Annotated in this window: 17 protein-coding genes, 1 tRNA gene and 1 pseudogene; 14 read left to right on the top strand and 5 right to left on the bottom strand. The window is 55.8% G+C overall.

What is annotated here, in order from left to right; all coding sequences use genetic code 11:
- The first annotated feature begins 28 nt into the window (after window positions 1–28).
- The gene (locus KQP88_RS03010) at window positions 29–1,270 is read left to right on the top strand and encodes a multifunctional CCA addition/repair protein (protein WP_216704809.1); all 1,242 of its coding nucleotides are present in this window, start codon (window positions 29–31) and stop codon (window positions 1,268–1,270) included.
- A 152-nt stretch (window positions 1,271–1,422) separates the two neighbouring features.
- Here KQP88_RS03010 and folK read toward each other — a convergent pair whose 3' ends face one another.
- Together folK and folB are read right to left on the bottom strand one after the other, a co-directional pair.
- Window positions 1,423–1,938: a 2-amino-4-hydroxy-6-hydroxymethyldihydropteridine diphosphokinase gene (gene folK, locus KQP88_RS03005; RefSeq protein WP_200994992.1), complete on the bottom strand. Its 516-nt coding sequence runs from the start codon at window positions 1,936–1,938 to the stop codon at window positions 1,423–1,425.
- Window positions 1,929–2,282: a dihydroneopterin aldolase gene (folB, locus tag KQP88_RS03000; RefSeq protein WP_198724423.1), complete on the bottom strand. Its 354-nt coding sequence runs from the start codon at window positions 2,280–2,282 to the stop codon at window positions 1,929–1,931. The genes folK and folB overlap by 10 nt, the downstream gene beginning before the upstream one ends.
- A 74-nt stretch (window positions 2,283–2,356) precedes the next feature.
- Here folB and plsY point away from each other — a divergent pair, with 74 nt between their 5' ends.
- On the top strand, window positions 2,357–2,926 hold the full coding sequence (plsY, locus tag KQP88_RS02995; RefSeq protein ID WP_200994993.1) for a glycerol-3-phosphate 1-O-acyltransferase PlsY: 570 nt from the start codon (window positions 2,357–2,359) through the stop codon (window positions 2,924–2,926).
- Between the two features lie 39 nt (window positions 2,927–2,965).
- On the opposite strand, the gene tsaD is transcribed toward plsY, so the two are convergent.
- Window positions 2,966–3,991 carry a tRNA (adenosine(37)-N6)-threonylcarbamoyltransferase complex transferase subunit TsaD gene (gene tsaD, locus KQP88_RS02990; protein ID WP_200994994.1) on the bottom strand — a complete coding sequence of 342 codons (1,026 nt, stop codon included), beginning with the start codon at window positions 3,989–3,991 and terminating at the stop codon, window positions 2,966–2,968.
- A 198-nt stretch (window positions 3,992–4,189) separates the two neighbouring features.
- Between tsaD and rpsU the strand changes: the two genes are divergently transcribed.
- The 12 genes and pseudogenes from rpsU (at window position 4,190) to KQP88_RS02930 (ending at window position 20,083) form a co-directional block, all read left to right on the top strand.
- Entirely contained in the window at window positions 4,190–4,405 is a 216-nt protein-coding gene (gene rpsU / locus KQP88_RS02985; protein WP_002551877.1) for a 30S ribosomal protein S21, read from the top strand.
- A gap of 469 nt (window positions 4,406–4,874) precedes the next feature.
- On the top strand, window positions 4,875–6,830 hold the full coding sequence (dnaG, locus tag KQP88_RS02980) for a DNA primase (protein WP_216704808.1): 1,956 nt from the start codon (window positions 4,875–4,877) through the stop codon (window positions 6,828–6,830).
- Window positions 6,831–6,897: 67 nt separating this feature from the next.
- Window positions 6,898–8,748: an RNA polymerase sigma factor RpoD gene (gene rpoD / locus KQP88_RS02975; protein WP_200994996.1), complete on the top strand. Its 1,851-nt coding sequence runs from the start codon at window positions 6,898–6,900 to the stop codon at window positions 8,746–8,748.
- Window positions 8,749–9,113: 365 nt separating this feature from the next.
- Window positions 9,114–12,059, top strand: a pseudogene (locus KQP88_RS02970) (EAL domain-containing protein); the annotation flags it as partial.
- 15 nt (window positions 12,060–12,074) lie between these two features.
- Window positions 12,075–12,151 (top strand) — tRNA-Ile (locus KQP88_RS02965).
- 128 nt (window positions 12,152–12,279) lie between these two features.
- Window positions 12,280–13,356, top strand: a complete 1,077-nt coding sequence (locus tag KQP88_RS02960) for a site-specific integrase (RefSeq protein WP_216704806.1) — start codon at window positions 12,280–12,282, stop codon at window positions 13,354–13,356.
- 280 nt (window positions 13,357–13,636) lie between these two features.
- Window positions 13,637–14,578, top strand: coding sequence for a ParA family protein (locus KQP88_RS02955; RefSeq protein ID WP_216704805.1), 942 nt, complete (start codon window positions 13,637–13,639; stop codon window positions 14,576–14,578).
- A 35-nt stretch (window positions 14,579–14,613) separates the two neighbouring features.
- The gene (locus KQP88_RS02950) at window positions 14,614–15,057 is read left to right on the top strand and encodes a hypothetical protein (RefSeq protein ID WP_216704804.1); all 444 of its coding nucleotides are present in this window, start codon (window positions 14,614–14,616) and stop codon (window positions 15,055–15,057) included.
- A 439-nt stretch (window positions 15,058–15,496) separates the two neighbouring features.
- A complete protein-coding gene (locus KQP88_RS02945; RefSeq protein ID WP_216704803.1) occupies window positions 15,497–16,867 on the top strand; it encodes a DUF6602 domain-containing protein in 1,371 nt (456 codons plus the stop codon).
- A gap of 132 nt (window positions 16,868–16,999) precedes the next feature.
- Window positions 17,000–17,164 carry a recombinase family protein gene (locus KQP88_RS02940; RefSeq protein WP_253950542.1) on the top strand — a complete coding sequence of 55 codons (165 nt, stop codon included), beginning with the start codon at window positions 17,000–17,002 and terminating at the stop codon, window positions 17,162–17,164.
- Between the two features lie 753 nt (window positions 17,165–17,917).
- Window positions 17,918–18,349 carry a hypothetical protein gene (locus KQP88_RS02935; RefSeq protein ID WP_216704802.1) on the top strand — a complete coding sequence of 144 codons (432 nt, stop codon included), beginning with the start codon at window positions 17,918–17,920 and terminating at the stop codon, window positions 18,347–18,349.
- 531 nt (window positions 18,350–18,880) lie between these two features.
- Entirely contained in the window at window positions 18,881–20,083 is a 1,203-nt protein-coding gene (locus KQP88_RS02930; protein WP_216705874.1) for an O-antigen ligase family protein, read from the top strand.
- Here KQP88_RS02930 and KQP88_RS02925 read toward each other — a convergent pair.
- Window positions 20,073–20,963 carry a glycosyltransferase family 2 protein gene (locus tag KQP88_RS02925; protein WP_200995003.1) on the bottom strand — a complete coding sequence of 297 codons (891 nt, stop codon included), beginning with the start codon at window positions 20,961–20,963 and terminating at the stop codon, window positions 20,073–20,075. The genes KQP88_RS02930 and KQP88_RS02925 overlap by 11 nt on opposite strands.
- Window positions 20,964–21,085: 122 nt before the next feature.
- Window positions 21,086–22,324, bottom strand: a complete 1,239-nt coding sequence (locus tag KQP88_RS02920) for an acyl-CoA thioesterase/BAAT N-terminal domain-containing protein (protein WP_216704801.1) — start codon at window positions 22,322–22,324, stop codon at window positions 21,086–21,088.
- Window positions 22,325–22,454: the final 130 nt, after the last annotated feature.

The following is a 22,454-nucleotide window of genomic DNA, read 5'->3' as shown; positions in this document are numbered from 1 at the left end:
TTATCCTGTCGTGCTTACGGAGGTTTTTATGCAGATTTATAAAGTTGGTGGCGCTGTACGCGACCGCCTGCTGGGTCAACCCGTTACCGACACGGACTGGGTCGTCGTAGGCGCCAGCGCCGATGAGATGCTGGTCAAAGGCTATCGTCCGGTAGGTACCGATTTTCCGGTCTTTCTTCATCCACTGACGGGTGAGGAATACGCACTGGCCCGCACCGAGCGCAAAAGCGGCGTTGGTTACGGCGGCTTCGTCTTTCACGCCAGCCCTGACGTCACACTCGAACAGGACCTGATCCGCCGCGACCTGACCATCAATGCCATAGCTGAAGACAAGGACGGTAATCTGACCGATCCCTATGGCGGACAGCATGATATCGAAGCCAGGATCTTGCGCCACGTTTCCCCCGCGTTCGCCGAAGATCCGCTCAGAGTGTTGCGTGTCGCCCGCTTCGCAGCCCGCTATGCACCTCTGGGTTTCAGCATAGCGCCCGAAACACTGGAGCTGATGCGCCAGCTCAGCGAATCCGGTGAACTCAAGGCCCTGACACCCGAGCGCAGCTGGAAGGAAATCTCCCGGGCGCTGATGGAAGATCAGCCTCAGGTTTTCATTCAGGTGCTGCATGACTGCGGCGCTCTCAAGGAACTGCTTCCCGAAGTCGACGCGCTGTTCGGCGTACCGCAGCCTGCCGCCCATCACCCGGAAATCGACACAGGCAAGCATGTACTCAGCGTGCTGGGACAATCCGCCCTTCATCAACAGCCGTTGAGCGTACGCTGGGCCTGCCTGCTGCATGATCTGGGCAAAGGGCTGACACCGGAATCCGAATGGCCTCGGCATATCGCCCATGAACACAGAGGCCTGCGCCTGATAAAAGCGGTCAACGAGCGCTTCAAGGTGCCGAAGGAATGTCAGGAACTGGCGCTGCTGGTTGGCCAGTATCACACTCATGGACATCGCGCCCTTGAGCTGAAACCCCTGACCCTGCTGGAGCTACTGCACAGCTTCGACGTCTACCGTCGCCCGCAACGCTTTGAAGAATTCATTGTGGCTTGCGAGATGGACGCTCGTGGACGCGACGGTTTCGAGGAGCGCAATTATCCACAGGCTGACTATCTGCGCGGCGCAGCCCATGCAGCCCGAACCGTTGCGGTACAGCCGCTGGTGGAAAAGGGTTTGAAGGGACAGGACCTGGGCAATGCGCTGAAAAACGAAAGGCTGGATGCACTCAAGGTGTACAAGGCCGAGTGCGCTGCGCTTCGCGGATGCTGATCAGTCAAGAGGCAAGGTCACAATCCGTGGGAGGGGCCTTGGCCGCGACAGCCAGCTTTCAGGCGCTAAAAATGTGTTGCCTGTGAGCAGGTCGTCGCGGCCAAGGCTCCTCCCACAAGTGACAGTATTGCTTTAACTGATCGGGATTATTCCTACACGCCCTCTGGCGTCAGTTGCTTTCCGCGCCACTCGAACGCCACAGGCCACAGCTGCTGATCGATCTGAGCATCAGCCCAGAGCGTGCCGAAAGGCACGCCAACACCCGGATGCAGGCGGTCTGCCGCGATCAGTGACAAGGGCCACAACACAAAGGCGTTCTTGAGGATTTCTGCACGCGGCAGGATCAAACCGTCGAAGTTACCGACCTGCTCGCCATACAGCAGCACATCGATATCCAGCGGCAAGCCTTTGCGATCCGGTGCATAACGACCGCTATCGGCTTCGATCATCTTCAAACGGCGGTCCAGATCCAGCAGCGGCAGGTCGGTCAGGGCCGAGACGACCAGATTGAAGAACGGACCACTCTTGATTCCCACCGGCTGGCTTTCGAAGACCGGAGAGCAGGTCAGATCGCTCAGGAATGAATCGAGCGCATCCAGCCCGGCATGCAAATGCCTTTCGCGCTCGATATTACTGCCGAGCCCAAGAAAAACCCGAGTCAGGGACATCCGCGCTCGATCTCCACGCCCACGCCCTTGGCAGCGGCGACAGCGCCCGGCTTGGTCAGCCTCAGACGCAGCCAGGGAATATGAAACTCACTCATCAGCACTTCGGCCAGACGCTCGGCAAAAGTTTCCACCAACTGGAACTGCGCCTGCTCGGCAAAAGCCTGGATACGAGCGGAAACACTCGCATAGTCCAGGGCCTTGCTCAGGTCGTCACCCGCTGCGGCAGGGCGGTTATCCCATGCAAAACTCAGGTCCAGCCGCAAGCACTGGCGGATGCCACGTTCCCAGTCATAAGCGCCGATCACTGTATCGACCTCAAGACCGTCAATGAAAACTCTGTCCAAGCACTACTCTCCACTGCACGACAAGGGCGCGATGCGCCGTTAGAATCAGGGCATCCTCGCCCGGAATGGTTAGCATGTTTTGGTCACTGGCTATTTTCGCCTACCTGCTCGGCTCACTGTCCTTCGCCATCCTGCTCAGCCGCCTCAATGGCAGCCCGGACCCACGTGCCAGTGGCTCGGGCAATGCGGGCGCGACCAACATGCTGCGTCTGGCCGGTAAAAAAGCGGCCGTCCTGACCCTGATAGGCGACCTCTGTAAAGGCCTGCTCCCCGTACTGCTGGCCAGCCTTGGCGGCCTTGACCCGCGGGACCAGGCCTGGATAGGCCTTTGCGCCGTACTGGGCCATCTGTTTCCGTTGTACTTTCGTTTCAAGGGCGGCAAAGGCGTTGCAACCGCCGCCGGCATGCTGCTGGGGCTTTATCCTCCCGCCGCGGCCCTGGCCATCACGACCTGGCTGCTGACGTTCTACCTGACCCGCACCAGTTCGCTCGCCGCGCTGATCGCCACACCGTTGACCCTGCCACTGCTGGCTTGGCAGGAACCCCGGGCATTATTGCCCATGAGCGTCCTGACCCTGCTGATCGTCTGGCGTCATCGCGGCAATCTACGCGACCTGCTCGCCGGGCGCGAACGGCATTTCTGAAGAAGCGCATGAAAACGGCTCACCTTCGGCACGCGCACCTCAGATACCCGACAACTGCTCCATTGGCCAGCGTGCCTGCACACTGATACTCAAATCTTCCTTCTGGCCCGCCTGCAGACGCTGACAACCGGCAAATGCGATCATCGCGCCGTTATCGGTGCAGAACTCGGGACGAGCGTAGTAAACATGACCGCGCAGGTCCGCCAGCATGCTCTCCAGCGACTCTCGCAACGCCTTGTTGGCACTGACGCCACCGGCGATGACCAGGCTTTTGAGGCCGGTCTGCTTGAGTGCCCGCTTGCACTTGATGGTCAAAGTCTCCACTACCGCCTGCTGGAAGGCCAGAGAGATGTCGCAACGGGTTTGCTCGCTGTCGTCCCCAGCGCTCTGGCACTGCTGCCAGGCATTGAGTGCAGAGGTTTTCAGACCACTGAAGCTGAATTCCAGGCCCGGACGGTCGGTCATCGGACGCGGAAATACAAAACGCCCCGCTACACCGCGAGTCGCCAGACGGGAAATCTCGGGACCACCCGGATATTGCAGGCCCATCATCTTGGCAGTCTTGTCGAAAGCCTCGCCCGCGGCGTCATCCAGGGTTTCGCCCAACAGTTCATAGCGACCGATACCGTCGACCCGAACCAGTTGCGTATGCCCGCCGGATACCAGCAAGGCGACGAACGGAAACTGTGGCGGCTGCTCTTCAAGCATCGGCGCCAGCAGATGGCCTTCCATATGATGAACGCCAAGGGCCGGAATATCCCAGGCGAATGCCAGGGCCTGGGCACATGACGCACCCACCAGCAAGGCACCGACCAGACCTGGCCCGGCCGTGTAGGCAATGGCATCGATATCGGTCGCGACACAGTCCGCTTCGGCCAGCGTCTGGCGAATCAGTGGCAGCATGCGCTTGACGTGATCACGCGATGCCAGCTCCGGCACCACGCCACCATAAACGCGATGCAGGTCGATCTGGCTGAACAATGCATCAGCCAGCAAACCGCGTTCGCTGTCGTAAAGAGCGACGCCGGTTTCGTCGCAGGAAGTTTCTAATCCCAGTACTAACATGGGTTTGCGCCTTGTAGGGGGCAGATTTGAAGGCGCGCATGATAGTCGTCGCAAAAGGCTCCGACCAGCGGTTTTCGATCAGAGGCTTTGCATTCCTCTCAATGAGGGGTTAACATCCGCAACCCTTAAAAACCGACGTACTTTTGTGCAGTGTTTGCACGAGGCGTTGACCCCGGTAATGAATGAAGGTAGCTCTGGATGCCAGCCGTCAAAGTTAAAGAGAACGAACCCTTCGACGTAGCTCTGCGTCGTTTCAAGCGCTCCTGCGAAAAAGCCGGTGTTCTGGCTGAAGTTCGTAGCCGCGAATTTTACGAGAAGCCGACTTCCGAGCGTAAGCGTAAGGCAGCTGCTGCTGTCAAGCGTCACGCCAAGAAAGTCCAGCGCGAACAGCGCCGCGCCGTTCGTCTGTATTAATTTACAGCCTTACGTCGCAAGCTTCTGCCTTGCCCGGCCATCAAAGCCGGGCTGTCGGCAGTTGGAGCACTAGCCTCACGCTTCATTGACAGAGGCTGTCGAAGCCGCACACGCGACCAAGACAAATCCGTCAAAGCACGTCCAGCCTGCTTCAGGCAACGTTGATCGATCTGTCCTTCGGGCAGGCTTGATCAATGAGCATGACGAGCATGCCTTGATGACTTCGCAAGAAGCTCAGCCAAGGCAGCGTCTCTTGCGATCACTCAGTGAACACCAAAGCTCAAGGCTTGAGTCGAATTCACATGAAATCGCTGCACACTTATTTCCTTTCAAGGCTGCAGGCCCGATTATCGGATGCCGATACCCGCCCGCATCTCGCTATTCTTGCTGACAAAGGCGGCTGAAATGTTCGCGCACGCTTACAGATTCGCCACGATAATTTCGTAATACGCCTGATGACGAGAACGCCATGGCAGGGCTGATTCCCCAAAGCTTCATTGACGACCTTCTGAACCGCACCGACATCGTCGATGTTGTCAGCTCGCGCGTGCAATTGAAGAAAACCGGGAAGAATTTCAGCGCCTGCTGCCCGTTCCACAAAGAGAAAACACCCTCTTTCAGCGTCAGCCCGGACAAGCAGTTCTATTACTGCTTCGGCTGTGGTGCAGGCGGTAACGCGCTTGGCTTCGTCATGGACCACGACAACCTGGACTTTCCCCAGGCGGTCGAGGAGCTTGCCAAAGCAGCAGGCATGGAAGTCCCCCGGGAACAGAACGTCAAAGGCCAGAAGCCGCGCCAGCCGACCGACTCCCCGCTGTACCCGCTGCTGGCAGCCGCCGCCGAGTTCTATCGTCAGGCCCTGAAAAGCCACCCGATGCGCAAGGCCGCCGTGGACTACCTCAAGGGTCGCGGCCTGTCCGGCGAGATCGCACGGGACTTCGGCATGGGGTTCGCCCCGCCCGGCTGGGACAACCTCTACAAGCACCTGAGCAGCGACACGCTTCAGCAAAAGGTCATGATCGATGCTGGCCTGCTGATCGAGAACGCGGAAACCGGCAAGCGCTACGACCGTTTTCGCGACCGGGTCATGTTTCCGATCCGCGACTCACGAGGCCGCGTCATTGCCTTTGGTGGCCGGGTACTGGGCGACGACAAACCCAAGTACCTGAACTCCCCTGAAACCCCTGTCTTTCACAAGGGCCAGGAGCTGTACGGCCTGTTCGAGGCACGCAAACACAATCGCAACCTCGACGAAATCATCGTCGTCGAGGGCTACATGGACGTCATCGCCCTGGCCCAGCAAGGCCTGCGCAATGCCGTCGCGACACTCGGCACCGCAACCAGCGAAGAGCACTTGAAACGGCTATTCAGGGTCGTGCCCAACGTGCTGTTCTGTTTCGACGGCGACCAGGCTGGCCGCAATGCCGCATGGCGCGCACTGGAAGCCACGCTGCCGAGCCTGCAGGACGGACGCCGCGCCCGCTTTCTGTTTCTGCCCGAAGGCGAAGACCCGGACACCCTGGTGCGCTCCGAAGGCACCGACGCTTTCAAGGCGCGCATCAATCAGCATGCCCAGCCGCTGGCCGACTACTTTTTCGAGCAGTTGACCAGGGAATCCGACCCGCGCTCCCTCGAAGGCAAGGCCCACATGGCCACCCTCGCAGCACCGCTGATCGACAAGGTTCCCGGCGCCAATCTGCGCACGCTGATGCGTCAGCGCCTGAGCGAAATCACCGGCCTCAACAACGAAGCCGTCAGCCAGCTGGTACAAAGTGCGCCTGCAGATGTGCCTCCCAGCTACGATCCGTACGTCGATTACGACGCAATGCCGGATTTCGCGGATTACCAGCAGCAAGGCGGCTACGAAGAGCAGCCGCAATGGACGCCCAAGAAAACCGGTGGTCAGAATCAGAAAAAATGGGACAAGAAGCCCTGGGACAAAAAGGGCAAGCGTCAGGAGTTCGAACCTCGTGCACCACGTGTACCAACGGCCGTAGAACCGCCGTTGCAAGCGGCACTGAGAACCCTGCTGCATCACCCGGAACTGGCCGAGAAAGTCGAAAATGCGAGCCATTTCGCCGCAGAAGACCACGCACAGGCGCAGTTACTGGTCGCCTTGATCGAGGCCAGGCAAAAGAATCCGAATCTTCGGTCGTTACAATTGATAGCGCGTTGGCATGGCACGGAACAGGGCCGATTGCTGCGCGCATTGGCAGAAAAGGAATGGTTGATCGAGGCCGATAACCTTGAACAACAGTTTTTCGACACTATAACTAGGCTATCAGATAGACAACGTGTGCGACGCATTGATGAACTGGTCGATAAAGGCAGCAAAATCGGCCTGACAGCAGAGGAAAAAACCCTGCTCGTCCAGCTATATAATCGCAATGTTTCTGCACAAAACCCGACCTCAACTGGCGCGTGAGGTCATAGCTCGGGTATAATCCTCGGCTTGTTTTTTGCCCGCCAAGACCTTCAGTGGATAGGGTGTTATGTCCGGAAAAGCGCAACAGCAGTCTCGTATCAAAGAGTTGATCACCCTGGGTCGTGAGCAGAAGTATCTGACTTACGCAGAGGTCAACGACCACTTGCCTGAGGATATTTCAGATCCTGAGCAGGTGGAAGACATCATCCGCATGATCAACGACATGGGGATCCCGGTACACGAGAGTGCTCCGGACGCAGACGCCCTGATGCTGGCCGATGCCGATACCGATGAAGCCGCCGCAGAAGAAGCGGCCGCAGCATTGGCAGCGGTTGAAACCGACATCGGTCGTACTACCGATCCCGTGCGTATGTACATGCGCGAAATGGGTACCGTTGAACTCCTGACCCGTGAAGGCGAAATCGAAATCGCCAAACGTATCGAGGAAGGCATCCGTGAAGTGATGAGCGCCATCGCGCACTTCCCTGGCACGGTTGATCATATTCTCTCCGAATACGAGCGTGTCACGAGCGAAGGCGGCCGCCTGTCCGACGTTCTGAGCGGTTACATCGACCCGGACGACGGCATTGCACCGCCGGCCGAAGTCCCGCCACCTCTCGACGCCAAGGCAGCCAAGGCTGACGACAGCGACGATGACGAGGAAGAATCGGGCGACGCTTCCGACGATGAAGAAGAAGCCGAAAGCGGTCCTGATCCGGTCATTGCCCAGCAGCGCTTTGGCGCCGTTGCCGACCAGATGGAAATCACCCGCAAGGCGCTGAAGAAATTCGGTCGTGAAGACAAGAATTCCATCGCCGAGCTGGTTGCCCTGGCCGAATTGTTCATGCCGATCAAACTGGTTCCAAAACAGTTTGAAGGCCTGGTAGAGCGCGTTCGCAGTGCACTTGATCGCCTCCGCGCCCAAGAGCGCGCGATCATGCAACTCTGTGTTCGTGATGCCCGCATGCCGCGTGCCGACTTCCTGCGCCAGTTCCCGGGCAATGAAGTTGACGAAAGCTGGACCGACGCACTGGCCAAAGGCAAGAGCAAGTACGCCGAAGCCATTGCCCGTCTGCAGCCGGACATCCAGCGTTGCCAGCAGAAGCTGACCGCGCTCGAAGAAGAAACCGGCCTGAAGATTGCCGAGATCAAGGACATCAACCGTCGCATGTCGATCGGTGAGGCCAAGGCCCGCCGCGCGAAGAAAGAGATGGTCGAAGCGAACTTGCGTCTGGTGATCTCCATCGCCAAGAAGTACACCAACCGCGGCCTGCAATTCCTCGATCTGATCCAGGAAGGCAACATCGGTCTGATGAAAGCGGTGGACAAGTTCGAATACCGTCGTGGCTACAAGTTCTCGACTTATGCAACCTGGTGGATCCGTCAGGCGATCACTCGCTCGATCGCCGACCAGGCACGCACCATCCGTATTCCGGTGCACATGATCGAGACGATCAACAAGCTCAACCGTATTTCCCGCCAGATGCTGCAGGAAATGGGTCGCGAACCGACTCCGGAAGAGCTGGGCGAACGCATGGAAATGCCTGAGGACAAGATCCGCAAGGTACTGAAGATCGCCAAAGAGCCGATCTCCATGGAAACCCCGATCGGTGACGACGAAGATTCGCATCTGGGTGACTTCATCGAAGACTCGACCATGCAGTCGCCAATCGATGTCGCCACTGTTGAAAGCCTGAAAGAAGCCACACGCGAAGTGCTGTCGGGCCTTACCGCCCGTGAAGCCAAGGTTCTGCGCATGCGTTTCGGCATCGACATGAATACCGACCACACGCTGGAAGAGGTTGGTAAGCAGTTTGACGTAACCCGCGAGCGGATTCGTCAGATCGAAGCCAAGGCACTGCGCAAGCTGCGTCACCCGACAAGAAGCGAGCACCTGCGCTCGTTCCTTGACGAGTAACAGCACACGCAAGTCAAAAACCCCCGGCCCGCCGGGGGTTTTGCTTTTCTGGAATAACACTTTCCGGTTAGTAGTTTTTTCACCCCTTCCCCAACGCCGTCTACACTCGTCTCATTACTATCCGCCGCTATGAGGCTGCCATGTTACGACTGTCGGCCATCACACTCTTTTGTCTGATCGGCTCCATAGCAAACGCCAACACTCAGGACTTGCCTGCCCGGCTTAATCAAACACAGAACCCAGGCTCATGGCTCGCCCAGCAGGACTCCAACGCCTTGCTACTCGCGTCGGACAGCACGCAGACGAGCCTGCAACAGTCCGAAGTCCACAGCTGGGTAAATCACGAACCGGTGCATTGGGAAAATTTTCTACTTTATGGCCTGCCCGGCTTATTACTACTTTCGGCTGCTCTTGCAGTGGTTATCCGTAATAACCGAAAGCTCAGCCTGGAGATTTCCCGCGGCATCGAGCTGGAACAGAAACTTCGAGGCAGCGAACATCATTACCGGGGGCTGGTGGAAAGCCTCTCCGCCGTGGCCTGGGAAGCCAACCTGGAAAAGATGACCTACAACTACGTCTCGCCGCAGGCAGAAAGCCTGCTGGGTTATCCACTGTCGAAATGGCTGCAACCTGGCTTCTGGCGCAGCATCGTGCATCCCGAAGACGTGGATGCAGCAGAAACCTTCTGCAAGCAACAGGCCCTGAGCGGCAACGACCACAGCCTCGACTACCGGGTTCGCAACGCCGAAGGTCGGATCCTCTGGATCAGGGACATCGTCAGCCTCATCAAACGCGGCCCCGATCCCGTTATCCGCGGGCTGATGATCGACATCAGCGACAGCAAGCAGACCGAGGAAGCCCTGCGACTGTCCGAGGGGAAGTTCGCCTCGGTCTTTGCCCAATGCCCGGACATCCTGATCATCGCCCGCCTGTCCGACGGCGCCATTCTCGAGGTCAACAAGGCCTTCGTGACCCAGATCGGCCTGAGCAGCGAAGACGTCATCGGCAAAACCGCCACGCAAATCAACCTGTGGGCAGTGCAGGGAGTCGGTCCGGGCTTGCTGGAGCGCCTGCAACAGGGCCGGATCCGCAATCTGGAAATGCCTCTGCGGCGCAAGGACGGACGTACCTTTTCCAGCCTGTTGTCAGCCGAACCCTTCGAGATGAGCGCCACGCCGGCCGTATTGCTCACCATCAGCGATATCACGCCCCTCAAGCAGGCCCAGCAGCAGTTGCAACTCTCTGAAGAGAAGTTCGCCAAGGCCTTCCATTCATCACCCGATGGCCTGGTTATCGCCCGGACCAGCGACGGCCTGCTGTTGGAGGTCAATGAAGGTTTCTGCCGGATGACCGGCTACAGCGAAAGCCAGTGCCTGGAACGCTCAGGCCTCGACCTGCAGATATGGGTCGACCCGAACGAACGCCAGCAGTTGATCAAGCAACTGCAGCAAAATGGCGTGGTACGGGATTTTCGCGGCCAGATCCGGCGCCTGGATGGCCAGGTCCGGCTTTGCGAAATGTCATCGCATCCCATGCTCATCGCCGGGGAAGAATGCATCATGACCCTGGCCCGGGACATTACCGAGCGCCAACAGATGCAGGAAAAACTGCACCTGGCCGCCACCGTCTTCGAGAGTACCGCCGAAGGCGTGCTGATCACCGACACCCGCCAGCGCATCAACGCCGTCAACCGGGCATTCAGCGAAATTACCGGCTACGGCGAGGAAGAAGCCTTGGGCCAGACACCTCGCCTGCTCGCCTCGGGCCAGCATGACAGCGCATTCTATGCGGCCATGTGGCATCAACTGGGCGCAGAAGGACACTGGCAAGGAGAAATCTGCAACCGTCGCAAGAACGGCGAGCTTTACCCGTGCTGGCTGACGATCAGCGCCGTGCGCAACAAGGATCGATTCATCACCCACTTCGTCGCCGTCTTTGCCGACATTTCCAGTCTCAAGCACGCCCAGGCACGCCTGGACTATCAGGCCCATCACGACCCCCTGACCGGCCTGCCCAACCGCACCCTGTTCGAAAGCCGCCTGCAATCCGCCCTGCTGCACAGCGAAGAGTCGGGCAGCCTCGGTGCCGTGCTGTTTATCGACCTGGATCGCTTCAAACACATCAACGACAGCCTTGGGCACCCCGTGGGCGACCTGCTCCTAAAAGGCATCGCACAGCGCCTCAAGGAGACGCTGCGCGACATCGACACCGTGGCGCGTCTGGGCGGCGATGAGTTCATCGTCCTGCTGCCCGGCCTGCTGCAACCCGGCGATGCACACACCATCGGCAGCAAACTCCTGGCCTGCTTCACGGCGCCCTTCCAGGCTGGAGAGCACGAGTTCTTCATGAGCGCCAGCATCGGCAGTTGCCTGTTCCCCACGGACGGCACCGACGTCGCCACGCTGGTAAAGAACGCCGATGCGGCGATGTACCGCTCCAAGGCCAAGGGCCGCAACCGGATCGAAAGCTACACCCGCGACCTGACCTCCCAGGCCAGCGAACGGATCGCCCTTGAACAGGAACTGCGCAGAGCCATCGAACGCAACGAACTGAGCCTGTCCTACCAGCCCAAGACCAGCCTGCTGACCAACAGACTGGTAGGCGCCGAAGCCCTGATTCGCTGGAGCCACCCGACCTTTGGCGAAGTCCCGCCCGAGCACTTCATCCCGCTGGCGGAAGAGAACGGCATGATCCTGCAGATAGGCGACTGGGTTCTGGAACACGCCTGTCGCCAGATGCATGAATGGCGCAAGATCTACGCGCCCTTCGGCCCGCTCTCGGTCAACCTGGCCGGCGCCCAGCTACGCCAGCCCAACCTGCTCAAACGCATCGAACAACTGCTCGCAGACAACGGCCTGGAGCCCGGCTGCCTGCAACTGGAAATCACCGAAAACTTCATCATGAGCCAGACAGAAGAAGCCCTGTCCGTACTCCACAAACTGAAAAAACTCGGCGTCCAGCTAGCTATCGACGACTTCGGCACCGGCTACTCATCCCTGAGCTACCTCAAACGCCTGCCGCTGGACATCCTGAAAATCGACCAGTCCTTCGTCCGCGGCCTCCCGGAAGACACCCACGACGCCGCCATCGTCCGCGCCATCATCGCCCTGGGCCGCAGCATGCAACTCACCATCATCGCCGAAGGCGTGGAGAACCCCGAACAACAGAAATTCCTGACCGAACAAGGCTGCGAACAGATCCAGGGCTACATCGTCAGCCTCCCCTTGCCACCCGAGGAATTCTGCTCCAGATTTCTTCTTATGAATCTTTCGGATTTTTCGGATAGCACAGCCGCGAAACCGCCGTTATAATCCGCGGCCTACTGAGGGCCCATAGCTCAGTTGGTTAGAGCAGAGGACTCATAATCCTTTGGTCCACGGTTCGAGTCCGTGTGGGCCCACCAACTCCAAAGCCGCGCATTGCGCGGCTTTTTTCGTTTTTGGCGGGAACACCTCAGATTCACCCCTATGGTCAAAAGGTACAAAATCAGTACGGCGCTGGTGTGCCAGTACACCTTTGGAATCCTTTCAGATGGCAACATTAGTCAAAACTCCTTCCGGCACTTGGAAGGCTTTGATCCGTAAAACCGGCTGGCCAACAGTAGCCAAAACCTTTCGTACAAAGCGTGATGCGGAGGGCTGGTCTCGACGTACAGAAGACGAAATGGTTCGCGGTGTTTACATCCAGCGCAGCGGCTCCGAGCGCATGACACTGGAGGCAGCGCTTACCCGCTACCTCGCTGACATCACCCCCACCAAAAAGCCCACCACTCAGCGTGGCGAAACCTCGAAAGCCAAGAAGCTTATCGAGCACCTGGGCAAATACTCACTGGCTGCGCTCTCCGCTGACATCATCGCCGGCTATCGCGATAAGCGCCTGAACGAACCCAGCCGTGGCGGGACCATCAGCAACAACACTGCTCGCCTCGAACAGGCCCTATTAAGCCACCTGTACACGGTAGCGATTCAGGAATGGGGTTTAGGTCTGACGTTCAACCCAGCGCTGAACGTCCGTAAGCCGAGCCCTGGGGATGGTCGTGACCGACGATTATCGCCGGAGGAAGAACGCCTTCTGCTCGCGGCTGTGAATCGACACAGCAACCCCATGCTGGGCTGGATTGTTTGCATCGCTCTGGAAACGGGTATGCGCTCGTCAGAGATCTCATCCCTACGTAGACCTCAAGTGGATTTGGCAAAGCGCGTCATACGTCTCTCAGACAAGAAGAACGACGGCTCTCGTACTGTTCCACAGAGCAAGCGTGCCACTGACGTATTCAAAGCTGCGATGGATAATCAGGTACGACCAATGGACTACAATCTGGTGTTTTTCGGTGAGCCTGGAAAGGACGGGAAGCGCAGGCCGTATACCTTCACCAAGATTTGGGGACAGCTCAAGAAGAAGCTCGACCTACCTGACTTCAGGTTTCATGACATACGTCATGAAGCCGTGAGTCGCCTTGTCGAAGGCGGGTTATCTGATCAAGAGGTTTCGGCCATCAGTGGTCATAAGACGATGCAAATGCTCAAAAGGCATACACATTTGAGAGCCGAAGACTTAGTCGGGAAATTGGACAACATCAAGAGGCTGACCACCCTCGACACGTTGTAAAGTAGCTAGGTGCACACCAGAGCCTTTTCCCCCCGCCTACAGCGATAGTCGCATCGCTGAAATCGCTCATGGGACTAGCTCTGCGATCATGACCTGAGAGAGCTTGCGTGGGCCAATGCTCGGGATTTTCAGCTGACAGGAAGCGTTTCAACAGTAGCGTGCTCTCGATTGTCATCCCCGCGGATGTTGAAAAAGGTTTACATTAGCGCGTGGATTGCTGACTCAGCGACTCATCATTCAACAATACTGTGGTTAACGCGCATCTAGGAAGAGACTCATAATGGCTAAACGGATAAGCATCATTAATTTCAAAGGTGGCGTTGGTAAGACAACCTTCACCTACCAGCTAGGCGCGGGCTTGGCTCGATATCATAACGCGCGCGTATTGTTAATGGATATGGATCACCAGAGCAGCCTATCTCTTGTATCTCTCACCGCGCCTGTTTGGCAAAAATTGGTCGCGCAAAACCAGACCATGAATGAGATATTTAAACCATTTATCAGTCAAACACCGTTCCCCAACAAAAGCTTAATAGCAAAACAAGCAATTAGAAGCCAGTTCGTCACCGGAAACTACAAAACTTTAGACATCGTTCCTGCAAGCCTTCAGCTGGACGATATTGAAATTGAGTTAACAGCTTCCCACCAAGGAAATGCAATTAAATCTGAATGGGACAAGCGCACACTTGTATGCCGGTGGCTTGAAGAATCATCAGTAGATGATGACTACGACTATATATTATTTGACTGCCCCCCCGCGACTAAAATTGTATCTCAGAACGCGATCGCCGCTAGTCATGGCTATATTATTCCTGTAATTCCCGAAGCCGTGATGGAACGTGGTGCTCCTCACCTCTCAGGCATGATTAAAAGTGGGATTGACATGAGAATGAATGCATTGGCCGCTATGGGCACACCTCGCTCGATGTATGTACCTGAAACAAAGTTGGCCGGAGTTGTTATCACTCGAATTCAGACTCATGGCCCAGCAACATCGGGCTATACCGATGATCATACACGTCATCTGGCGTCGTTGAAGAAGCAGTGGGGAAAATACTTATTGGCCCCATATATCGAACAAGGCACTGGCATCTCACAAGCGCTGGATGATGGAGTACCTGTTTATGATCGTGCGCACACCCAAAACGTGGGTTCACGCGGCCTAAACACTCTGTATGAAAAACTAACAACTGAAGTCAAAAAACGGGTAGATCAATTGTGAAAAAAAAATACTCCCGAACCGAACTTGGACCTAACATGCCGAAACCAGGACTATCGGCTCAGGATCTTGCTGCTTTTCTGGAGGGGCTTGCTGCACTTCATTCCGCACCCAAGCTTGGAAACTCGGAACTTTCACTAGCCTTGCTCCAATTAGCACATAGCGTACGAAACGGTTGGGCAGGTACAGCCTCACCCCAACGAAAAAAACATAACAAGGCTCCGCTCATTTCAGAGGAAAAAATAGCCGAGCTAAAAACTCTTGACCACAACGCCATTAGTGACTTCTTACTAAACAAACGCAAAACAAAAGACGAACTAATTGCGCTGGCTTTTGCTCGATTCTCCATGCCAACATCACAACTAAAGAGAAGTCGAATTGAAGAAGTAAAAGCAGCGATCACCTCCGCACTATTGCACGAAGCCTCAATTGAAATAATTTCTACAGAAGCCGATAAAGATGGCGAGAAAAGGACTTCTTGATGTTTACGACTAGTAGTAGGACGGGACAAATCCCGCCCTACTACCGAGCGCATACTGAACAGAGCCGATGATGGCAACCAAGATGAATAACCGTATCCGCTCCACAAACCCCACCTACCGCAAGATAGGCAGTTCGTTTACCGTGGCATTTCCGGTGAGCAGCTCCACGGCAACAGCGCTTCGTAAGCTTCTACCGATTGGGCAGAGTTTAGCCGGTAGGCGATTTTGCTGTACAGCTAAAGGGAGAGTCAGGCCTTCAAACCAGCTTCGGGAACCAGTTATGATAACCTCCACAACACCAGCTGAGGTTACTCTACGCGCTTAACAACGAAAGGTATTGCTCAGCACCCACTGTAGAGTTGAGAGAATGGCATAACCATTTCGGTGATTAGTGTCATGGACATTCTATATACCATCCTTGAATGAAGGGAGAACTTAAATGACTGAAGGACAGAAACGAAAGCGACTAACTGCGGCGCAAAAGGAAGAGCGAAAAAAATACGAGGAACGCCATGAACAAACGAAAGAGTTCCTGACAGGTCTGGCAATACGGTCAAATAAGATCCGATCAAAAGAAAAAGAGTTTCATGGCCTTGAGCGAGAACTGCTGGACCTTCAAAAAGAACTACTTGCCAACTATGAGAAAAGCAAAGACATCAAACATCCAAGGGATGTTGGAGCGGCAAGGGAGGTTTTGATTCGCGCATTTTTTATAGAGACTAAACTACTGCCAAAAAAATACGCCGTATCCGAAGTAAGTGTTCGTGTAGCCTCAACTTCAGGACATCTTAGCAACGAGCTTGATTTGCTATTTTACAACGCAGACGATTGCTTTTCTCTTATGCAGCGCCAGCACGTATATGAAGTTCTTCCCGTTGAGTACACGTATGGTGCGATACAGGTAAAATCCAAACTGACCAAAACTGAATTAAAGAAGGCCTTCGCCAACATTGCATCTTATAAAAAATTAAAGCGAATGGTGCCTACAAGCGTCAGCTACATGGGCACCCGCAGACCAGAATTCAATGGCTTCGGAATAATATTCGCCTACGACACCGACCTTGCTTGGGATGAGTTGGCAGAAGAGCTGAAAGCTCTTGGCTCATCTGGTGATGTGAAGCATCTACCAAATGCTGTATTTATTCTATCGAAGGGCTGGTTTCTATTTGGCGATGAGCAGTCAGCTAAATACTACAACTCGGATATGCAGAAGATCCAGGAAACTTTAATTTATGGCAACCCGGACACTTCAGGCCACTGCCTTTATCAGCTATACAGTTTGGTCTTTGACTTCTGCGCTGACACTATCTCTTATCAGGCCCGGCCTCATCATTATGCTCGGCTTCCGTTGACAGCTGGCGAACACTCTTACAGGTATAACATCGGGGGATTTGCGGAGATGGGCGTCTGCGATGAGCATGGTGACTATGCGCGGTCCTACACACCAGAAAAACTAGAAAGGGTAATCACATGGTGTCAAACCGCCGAGCCTATTAACTGGATCAAAGCCACTGAACTAGCCTATGGTCATGATGGCACCAACACTGAGGCCTACGCCAGACAGCCAGGAGATATTAGAATTTACAATCCTGAAAGCCTTCCACTCACTCAAGTATTGGTGCGTGACGCTAACAGCTATTATGAAGGCAGATTGATTTCTACAAAAGCGCTTGCGTTCGACGTCATAGAAAGCAGCGGCCTAAACATGTGCATTCCTTATTATTACCAAGTAAAAGAAGAGCTGGTACAAACATGTCCGCAATGCGATAAAAAACTGAAAAAAACAAAATCACAGAAAACAATCACCTAGCGACATCGACACCTTGCGGGCCGCGACGAAGACGATTCGTCGCACGAATTCTAAGTTATGCGACAAGGCCGGGGTTGCCGGGTCCACACTTCACGCCTGTAGCATAAGTCTGTCGCAGATCGCGGTATATTCATGACTCACCTTAATGGCTACGCAAGGGTGTCCATACAAGGCCTGAACCTCGAACAGCAGCGTGCACAGCTAACCACGTTGAACTGCGCCCGAATCTTCGAAGGAAAGGTCAGTGGTGCAAAGCGTGATAGGCCTGAGCTTACACGCATGCTCGATCTGCCATAGCAACGTTCATATGTGTCCTTTAAATATGTCCTCTGCGTGCACCTTTGAAACCTCTCCAGCCTACTGTATTTCCTAGGATTTCCTTTTTATTCCCCTAGCCTCCCCCATAAGAATTCGAGTCCGTGTGGACCCACTAGATCAAAGAAAGGCCAGCCTCAGGGCAGACCTTCTTACTTTCAGCTTTCTGAAATATCTACAGGAAAACGGGTGCCAGCTATTACAGCGCAGGCAATCGGCGTAGATGCCACCAAGCTCAGCATCCACCTTGTTAATGACATAGCAACCCGCAAAAACCTGATCACCATAAACCCGGCATCACCTCGCTAATTCAAGCTCACCAAAAGCCTGCACATCACTCAGCGCATCTTTCAGCAGTTTTCCCGCGTCCACACCAAAGTACTCAGCGTGACCGGACTCACCTGCAAGACCAAGGCGAGATCGAATATTGCCGAGTACTAGCTTTCTCCAACATCCGGACATAGCACCCACTCACCAACACCCCAAAACCTTCCCGAGCCATGCGTTTCAGGCATCGCAAGTACTCTAAGGCACGCCGCAGTCCATCAAGGACTGCTCAGAAAATGGTCATTCCCCCCGATAAACAGAAGCCAAAACAGGAAATATACCTCCTGTTAAAAACAACCCCACCTAGCTAGCCTTGAACCTCTGGTATCAGCCCCGAGCCATCAATCTGTCGCCGCCATACCAAAAGCTCCACTGCCTGACAGAAACCGATCACCCAAGGAAGCAAACATGAACAACTCAAGGACCCGACTTCCCCTCAATCACCTGCCAAACCTCTCTCCCCGCCCCGAAAACGCCGCCGATCACACTGGCAAGCGACGCGGAAAGATGACTGCGATTGCCTGGTATCGTCCAAGCCGTTCAGGCAAGGGAACCCTCTGGTGGTGTCGCTGTGATTGCGGGCTGTTTGAATACCGTCGACCCGGCACATGGGAAAGCCGGTCGTTTCCGGATGACATGTGCAGCTCTTGCCTGAAGGCCAAAGGGCCCAATGCAAGGCATACGGCTTCGGAACGTCTGCAGCGGTGGGTGGATGGCTTGCGCAGTCTGGGATTGAACGATATGGATATTGCCAGGATCCAGGCTCCGGGCATGATGGTGGAAACCAAAGGCAAGACCGCCGCCGAAATACGCCAACAGATGGTCAATGTGTACAGCTGACCAAGAGCATCTGTCTCTTGCAGAGAGGGGCACTGCACATGCGTCTCCACTCTGCACCTCCGGCGTTGCAACCTGCTACAGGGCCGTCATCACATTTCATCAAGCGCAGCCATGACAGCTGGTATAACCGAGAACTCACAGTCCAGCGCTCCCGGCACTCTTGCGTAGCCATCCGGGAACCTCCAGCGCCAGAGACGCTCGAATCGCCTCATGGAAGCCTCTCAACCCCGCTGAATTGGAGATTTCTCCATACAGATGATGAACTTGGAACGATTTTGAATAAAAGCCACACGCCCTTTTCACCCGCTGACGTGTAAGCTACGGGCACCGGTCACGTTGAGGATGGCTGGCAGGTACAGGGATGGAGTACCGCAGGTCTGCTATACAGACGAGTAGCTGCCTGGATTTTTGACATGGAACTACGGCCCACCGTTTTCAGGAACACCAACCAAAAACAGCCCGCAAGATACCCCTGATAAATCAGATGCGTATCCCATACAATTAAAGGGTTTATTTAGATGGGCACGAAAAATGTCAGCTGATGCGTCAGTAGAGAGTAGAAACCAACGCTTGAGTAATCTGATCAACAAATACTTACTACCGCTGGGCTGGCTGATTACCCTGACAGGGATTTTCTGGATCTGGGATCGGGCGCTCTACCACAAGCTTTTTTATATTTTCCTGGCCTTCCCCACCTTTCTGACGCTGGTCCTGCAGCCACGCTTGCTGAAGCCCCTCATCTGTAATCCGCTATTCATCGCCTTCAGTGTCTTCAGTGTATATATCCTCATCAGCATTGCGTGGGCCGTGACGGAGGATGATCTCCCAGGCCTGATCAAACGTCCGATGTACGTCATGCTGCTGTTGTTTTCTACCGGCATCATTGCCTTGAATTACCCCGCAAGGCTGGACCAGTACACACGTCTTTCGGCCCTCTTTGCAGCACTGGTCGCCTGCCTGTCACTGGCCTACTTCATGTTTATCGAGATGCCGAGCGGCGAGAACCGCCTGAATGGCTACGGCGTGCTCGAAAATCCGTTGCTCACCGCTCATGTATTGGGTGCATTCGCTTCATTCTGGCTGGCCACCTGGTTTCAGGCGCGCAAGCCATGGAATCCGGTGCCGATTATCTGCCTGGCGTTTCTGGGCGCAGCCATCATGGCAACCGGGTCAAGGACGCCCTTGATCGGGTTGACGGCAGCTCTGGGGTGGCTGTTGCTTGTGGGCGATCGGCGCCGCAGTCTGTTGGCCATAGGAGCAACTGTTGCTGTCCTGATCACTGTCCTGTTGATTCATCCCGATGCAATCACACAACGCGGTCTGTCCTACCGTCCCGCGATATGGATGGAGTCGCTGCGCCAGATCAGCGAGCACCCATGGCTGGGCCATGGTTTCGGCACATCGATGACAGTGGTGATTCCAGGTATGTCCTACAATCTTGCCGACCCGCACAATATGGAGCTGGGCGTGCTCTATTCGGGCGGCATCGTAGGGTTGGCTCTGTGGATGACGCTGTATGGCCTGGCGATCCGCTTTTGCTGGGTTTACCGCAGTCACGCCGCCGTGACCATTGCGGCGACCTGGCTGGTGTTCGGATTTGCTTCCGGGCTGACTGAAGGCAATGCCTTCTTGTCACGCCCGAAAGAGCACTGGTTCCTGATCTGGATGCCGATGGCGCTGATCTACGCCCAGTCGCTGATTCTCTGGAAGCAGGAACGCGCACTCAGGAAGTGATCAGGCGCCACATACCGCGCAAGGTTTTTCTGTTCCAGTACTTGACCGGGATATCCGCCAGGATTTCCCGGGTCAGTGCTTTATCGCGGTTGGCATACTTGAGCATCATGGAGTTACGAAAGTTCATGCACACCCTTTCGTACTCAGGGTGGTCGCTGAATACCTCATACGTCTTCAAGACGTTGTCCACCATGAAGCGGCCGTTTTTGAAGGTATTGCTGGGGTGGTCACGATACTGCGCCAATACCTCGCCAAGAATGTCGATGAAGTAACCGGCACGGGCAATCGACAACTCGATGTAGATATCTTCCAGACGAATCTCGGGGTTGAAACCGCCGACCTTGTCCAACGCTTCGCGCCGGAACATCAAGGTAGCTGACGCCGGTCCCGGTTTGCGATTGAGGAACAGGTCGTCGAAATCCAGGCGGCGGAATGCCAGATTGCGGTTGCGCTGCTCACGCTCGCCCATGACCTTGCCGTCCTGGTCGATGGTTTCGATGTTGGCCGCGCAGATACCCACTTCGGGCTTGTCCTTCATGTATTCCACCTGGGTGGCAATACGATGGGGAAACATGATGTCGTCGGAGCCGAACGGCACAATCAACTCGCCCTGCGCACGCTCGATCGCGTCATTGAGGGTACGGGCGAGGCCCTGGTTGGCCTGAAAACGCAAATCAAAACCATGCTTTTCCTGAAGCTGTTTCAGGAGCTCCGGGCTCTCGTCTTTGGAGCCGTCGTCGACGACCAGAAGTTCGATATTCGGGTAGGTCTGATTGATGACGCTATTGATGCTGTCTTCTATGTAGCGAGCGTGATTGTAGGAAGCGATGATCACTGTCACCAGCGGTGTGTCACTGACCTCGTGACGTTGAGCAGACATAAAAAATCCCCTGGGTCGAATCTGTACGGCATTCAGTATTTCCTGGCTGAACAGGGTGAATGCCGGGCTCAAGGCTTGAGAACCTTGGTTGGTATAGTTGCGGGCAATACTACTTGAATCGGTCATGTTTTCGTAGCGAGCGCCCCTTCCAGGAACCTCCTGACACCCTGCCACGACAGCTCGTTTGCCCGCGCATTCGCGCTCGGATTGCCATCATCGCTGTAGGTCGCCGGTATGTAAGGCAGCAGAATGGTATGCCCTGCATCCTGGAAGTCCAAGTGCTGTACCGGCCATGGATGCTGATGCTTTTTCAGCCGCTGCTCGACCATGCGTCCGAACAGGCTGGAGGGCCATGCAGCGTCGTCGGTGCCGGACAGGAGAATGACCGGGCCGCGGATTCTTTCGACTTCGATGCCTACGCGAGCCACCGCTTCAGGATCGTCGAGTGCGGTGAGGATGGATTCGGCATTGCGGCGTCCGGCGTCGCGGGCTTCCCAATTGGCGGTTCGGTTGTTGTTCCACAGGTGATCCAGCGGTTGGCCGCGATACAGCCAGGCGGGGCCGTCGCGCCCTATGGCCGGGTCAGCAGCCGCTTGTCCGCCATGAACCAGAGCGCTGGGAACATAGCCGATCACGGCGGATACCAAGTCGGGAAACAGACTGCCAAGCAGCAACACCAGTTCGCCGCCACGGGACTGGCCGCTCAGGGCAATGAAGTCATTTTCCGGTTTGAGCTCGCGACGAATCCAGAGCAACGCCTGCTGGAAATATTCCAGTGGCGTGTTGGAGATGTAGCCCGACAGGCCGGGCGCCTTGAAATAACCCAGAGCCAGGGCGGCATAACCTCGCGAGGCATAGAGTGCCGCTCGTGCTTCGTTGATACCGCCACCCGAGCCATTGAGGACCATTACGGCAGGATGGGGGCCGTCACCTGCGGGCATGAATAGCGTGCCCACCAACCCTTCATCGCGAATCTCGCGGCGGCTGACGCCTGGTCCGGCGAGACGCTGAATCATGGTCACGGATTGATCGCTGTCCGAAAGCGCGACTTCGGTCAGCAGCGGTTCGAGCACCGAATCCGGGAAGATTTCCTTGCTCGCTTCATGTTGCGGACGCTGGCTCCAGAGCAGCCCCATGGCCGATACCTCAGCGTAATCGCCCGCTATCGGCGCATCGCGTTGCAGATCGACAACCCCTTGGGCATCGGCCACAAAAGTCGCATGGCTCTGCCACGGCAGGCCTGCGCCACGACGGGTCGTTGCCGTGAGGGTTATCTGTTGGCCCGCGGCCAGCCCATCGACACAAATACGTCGTGGCTCGTCGAGCAGAGCATCCAGCGGAGTGATTGATAAATGCGGCATCAGCTTTTCCCATGAGTCATTGCTACCCGCCACAATGACTCAAAGCAGCAAAGCAATAAACAATTCCCCCTTCAGTTGTGGCTTACTGGGCATCGCTACCATCAAAGCATGGACACTTTCCCAACCCTCG

Origin of the sequence: Pseudomonas lijiangensis (assembly GCF_018968705.1) — a bacterium.
GTDB lineage: Bacteria > Pseudomonadota > Gammaproteobacteria > Pseudomonadales > Pseudomonadaceae > Aquipseudomonas > Aquipseudomonas lijiangensis.
This window is presented reverse-complemented; position numbering and strand designations above follow the sequence as displayed.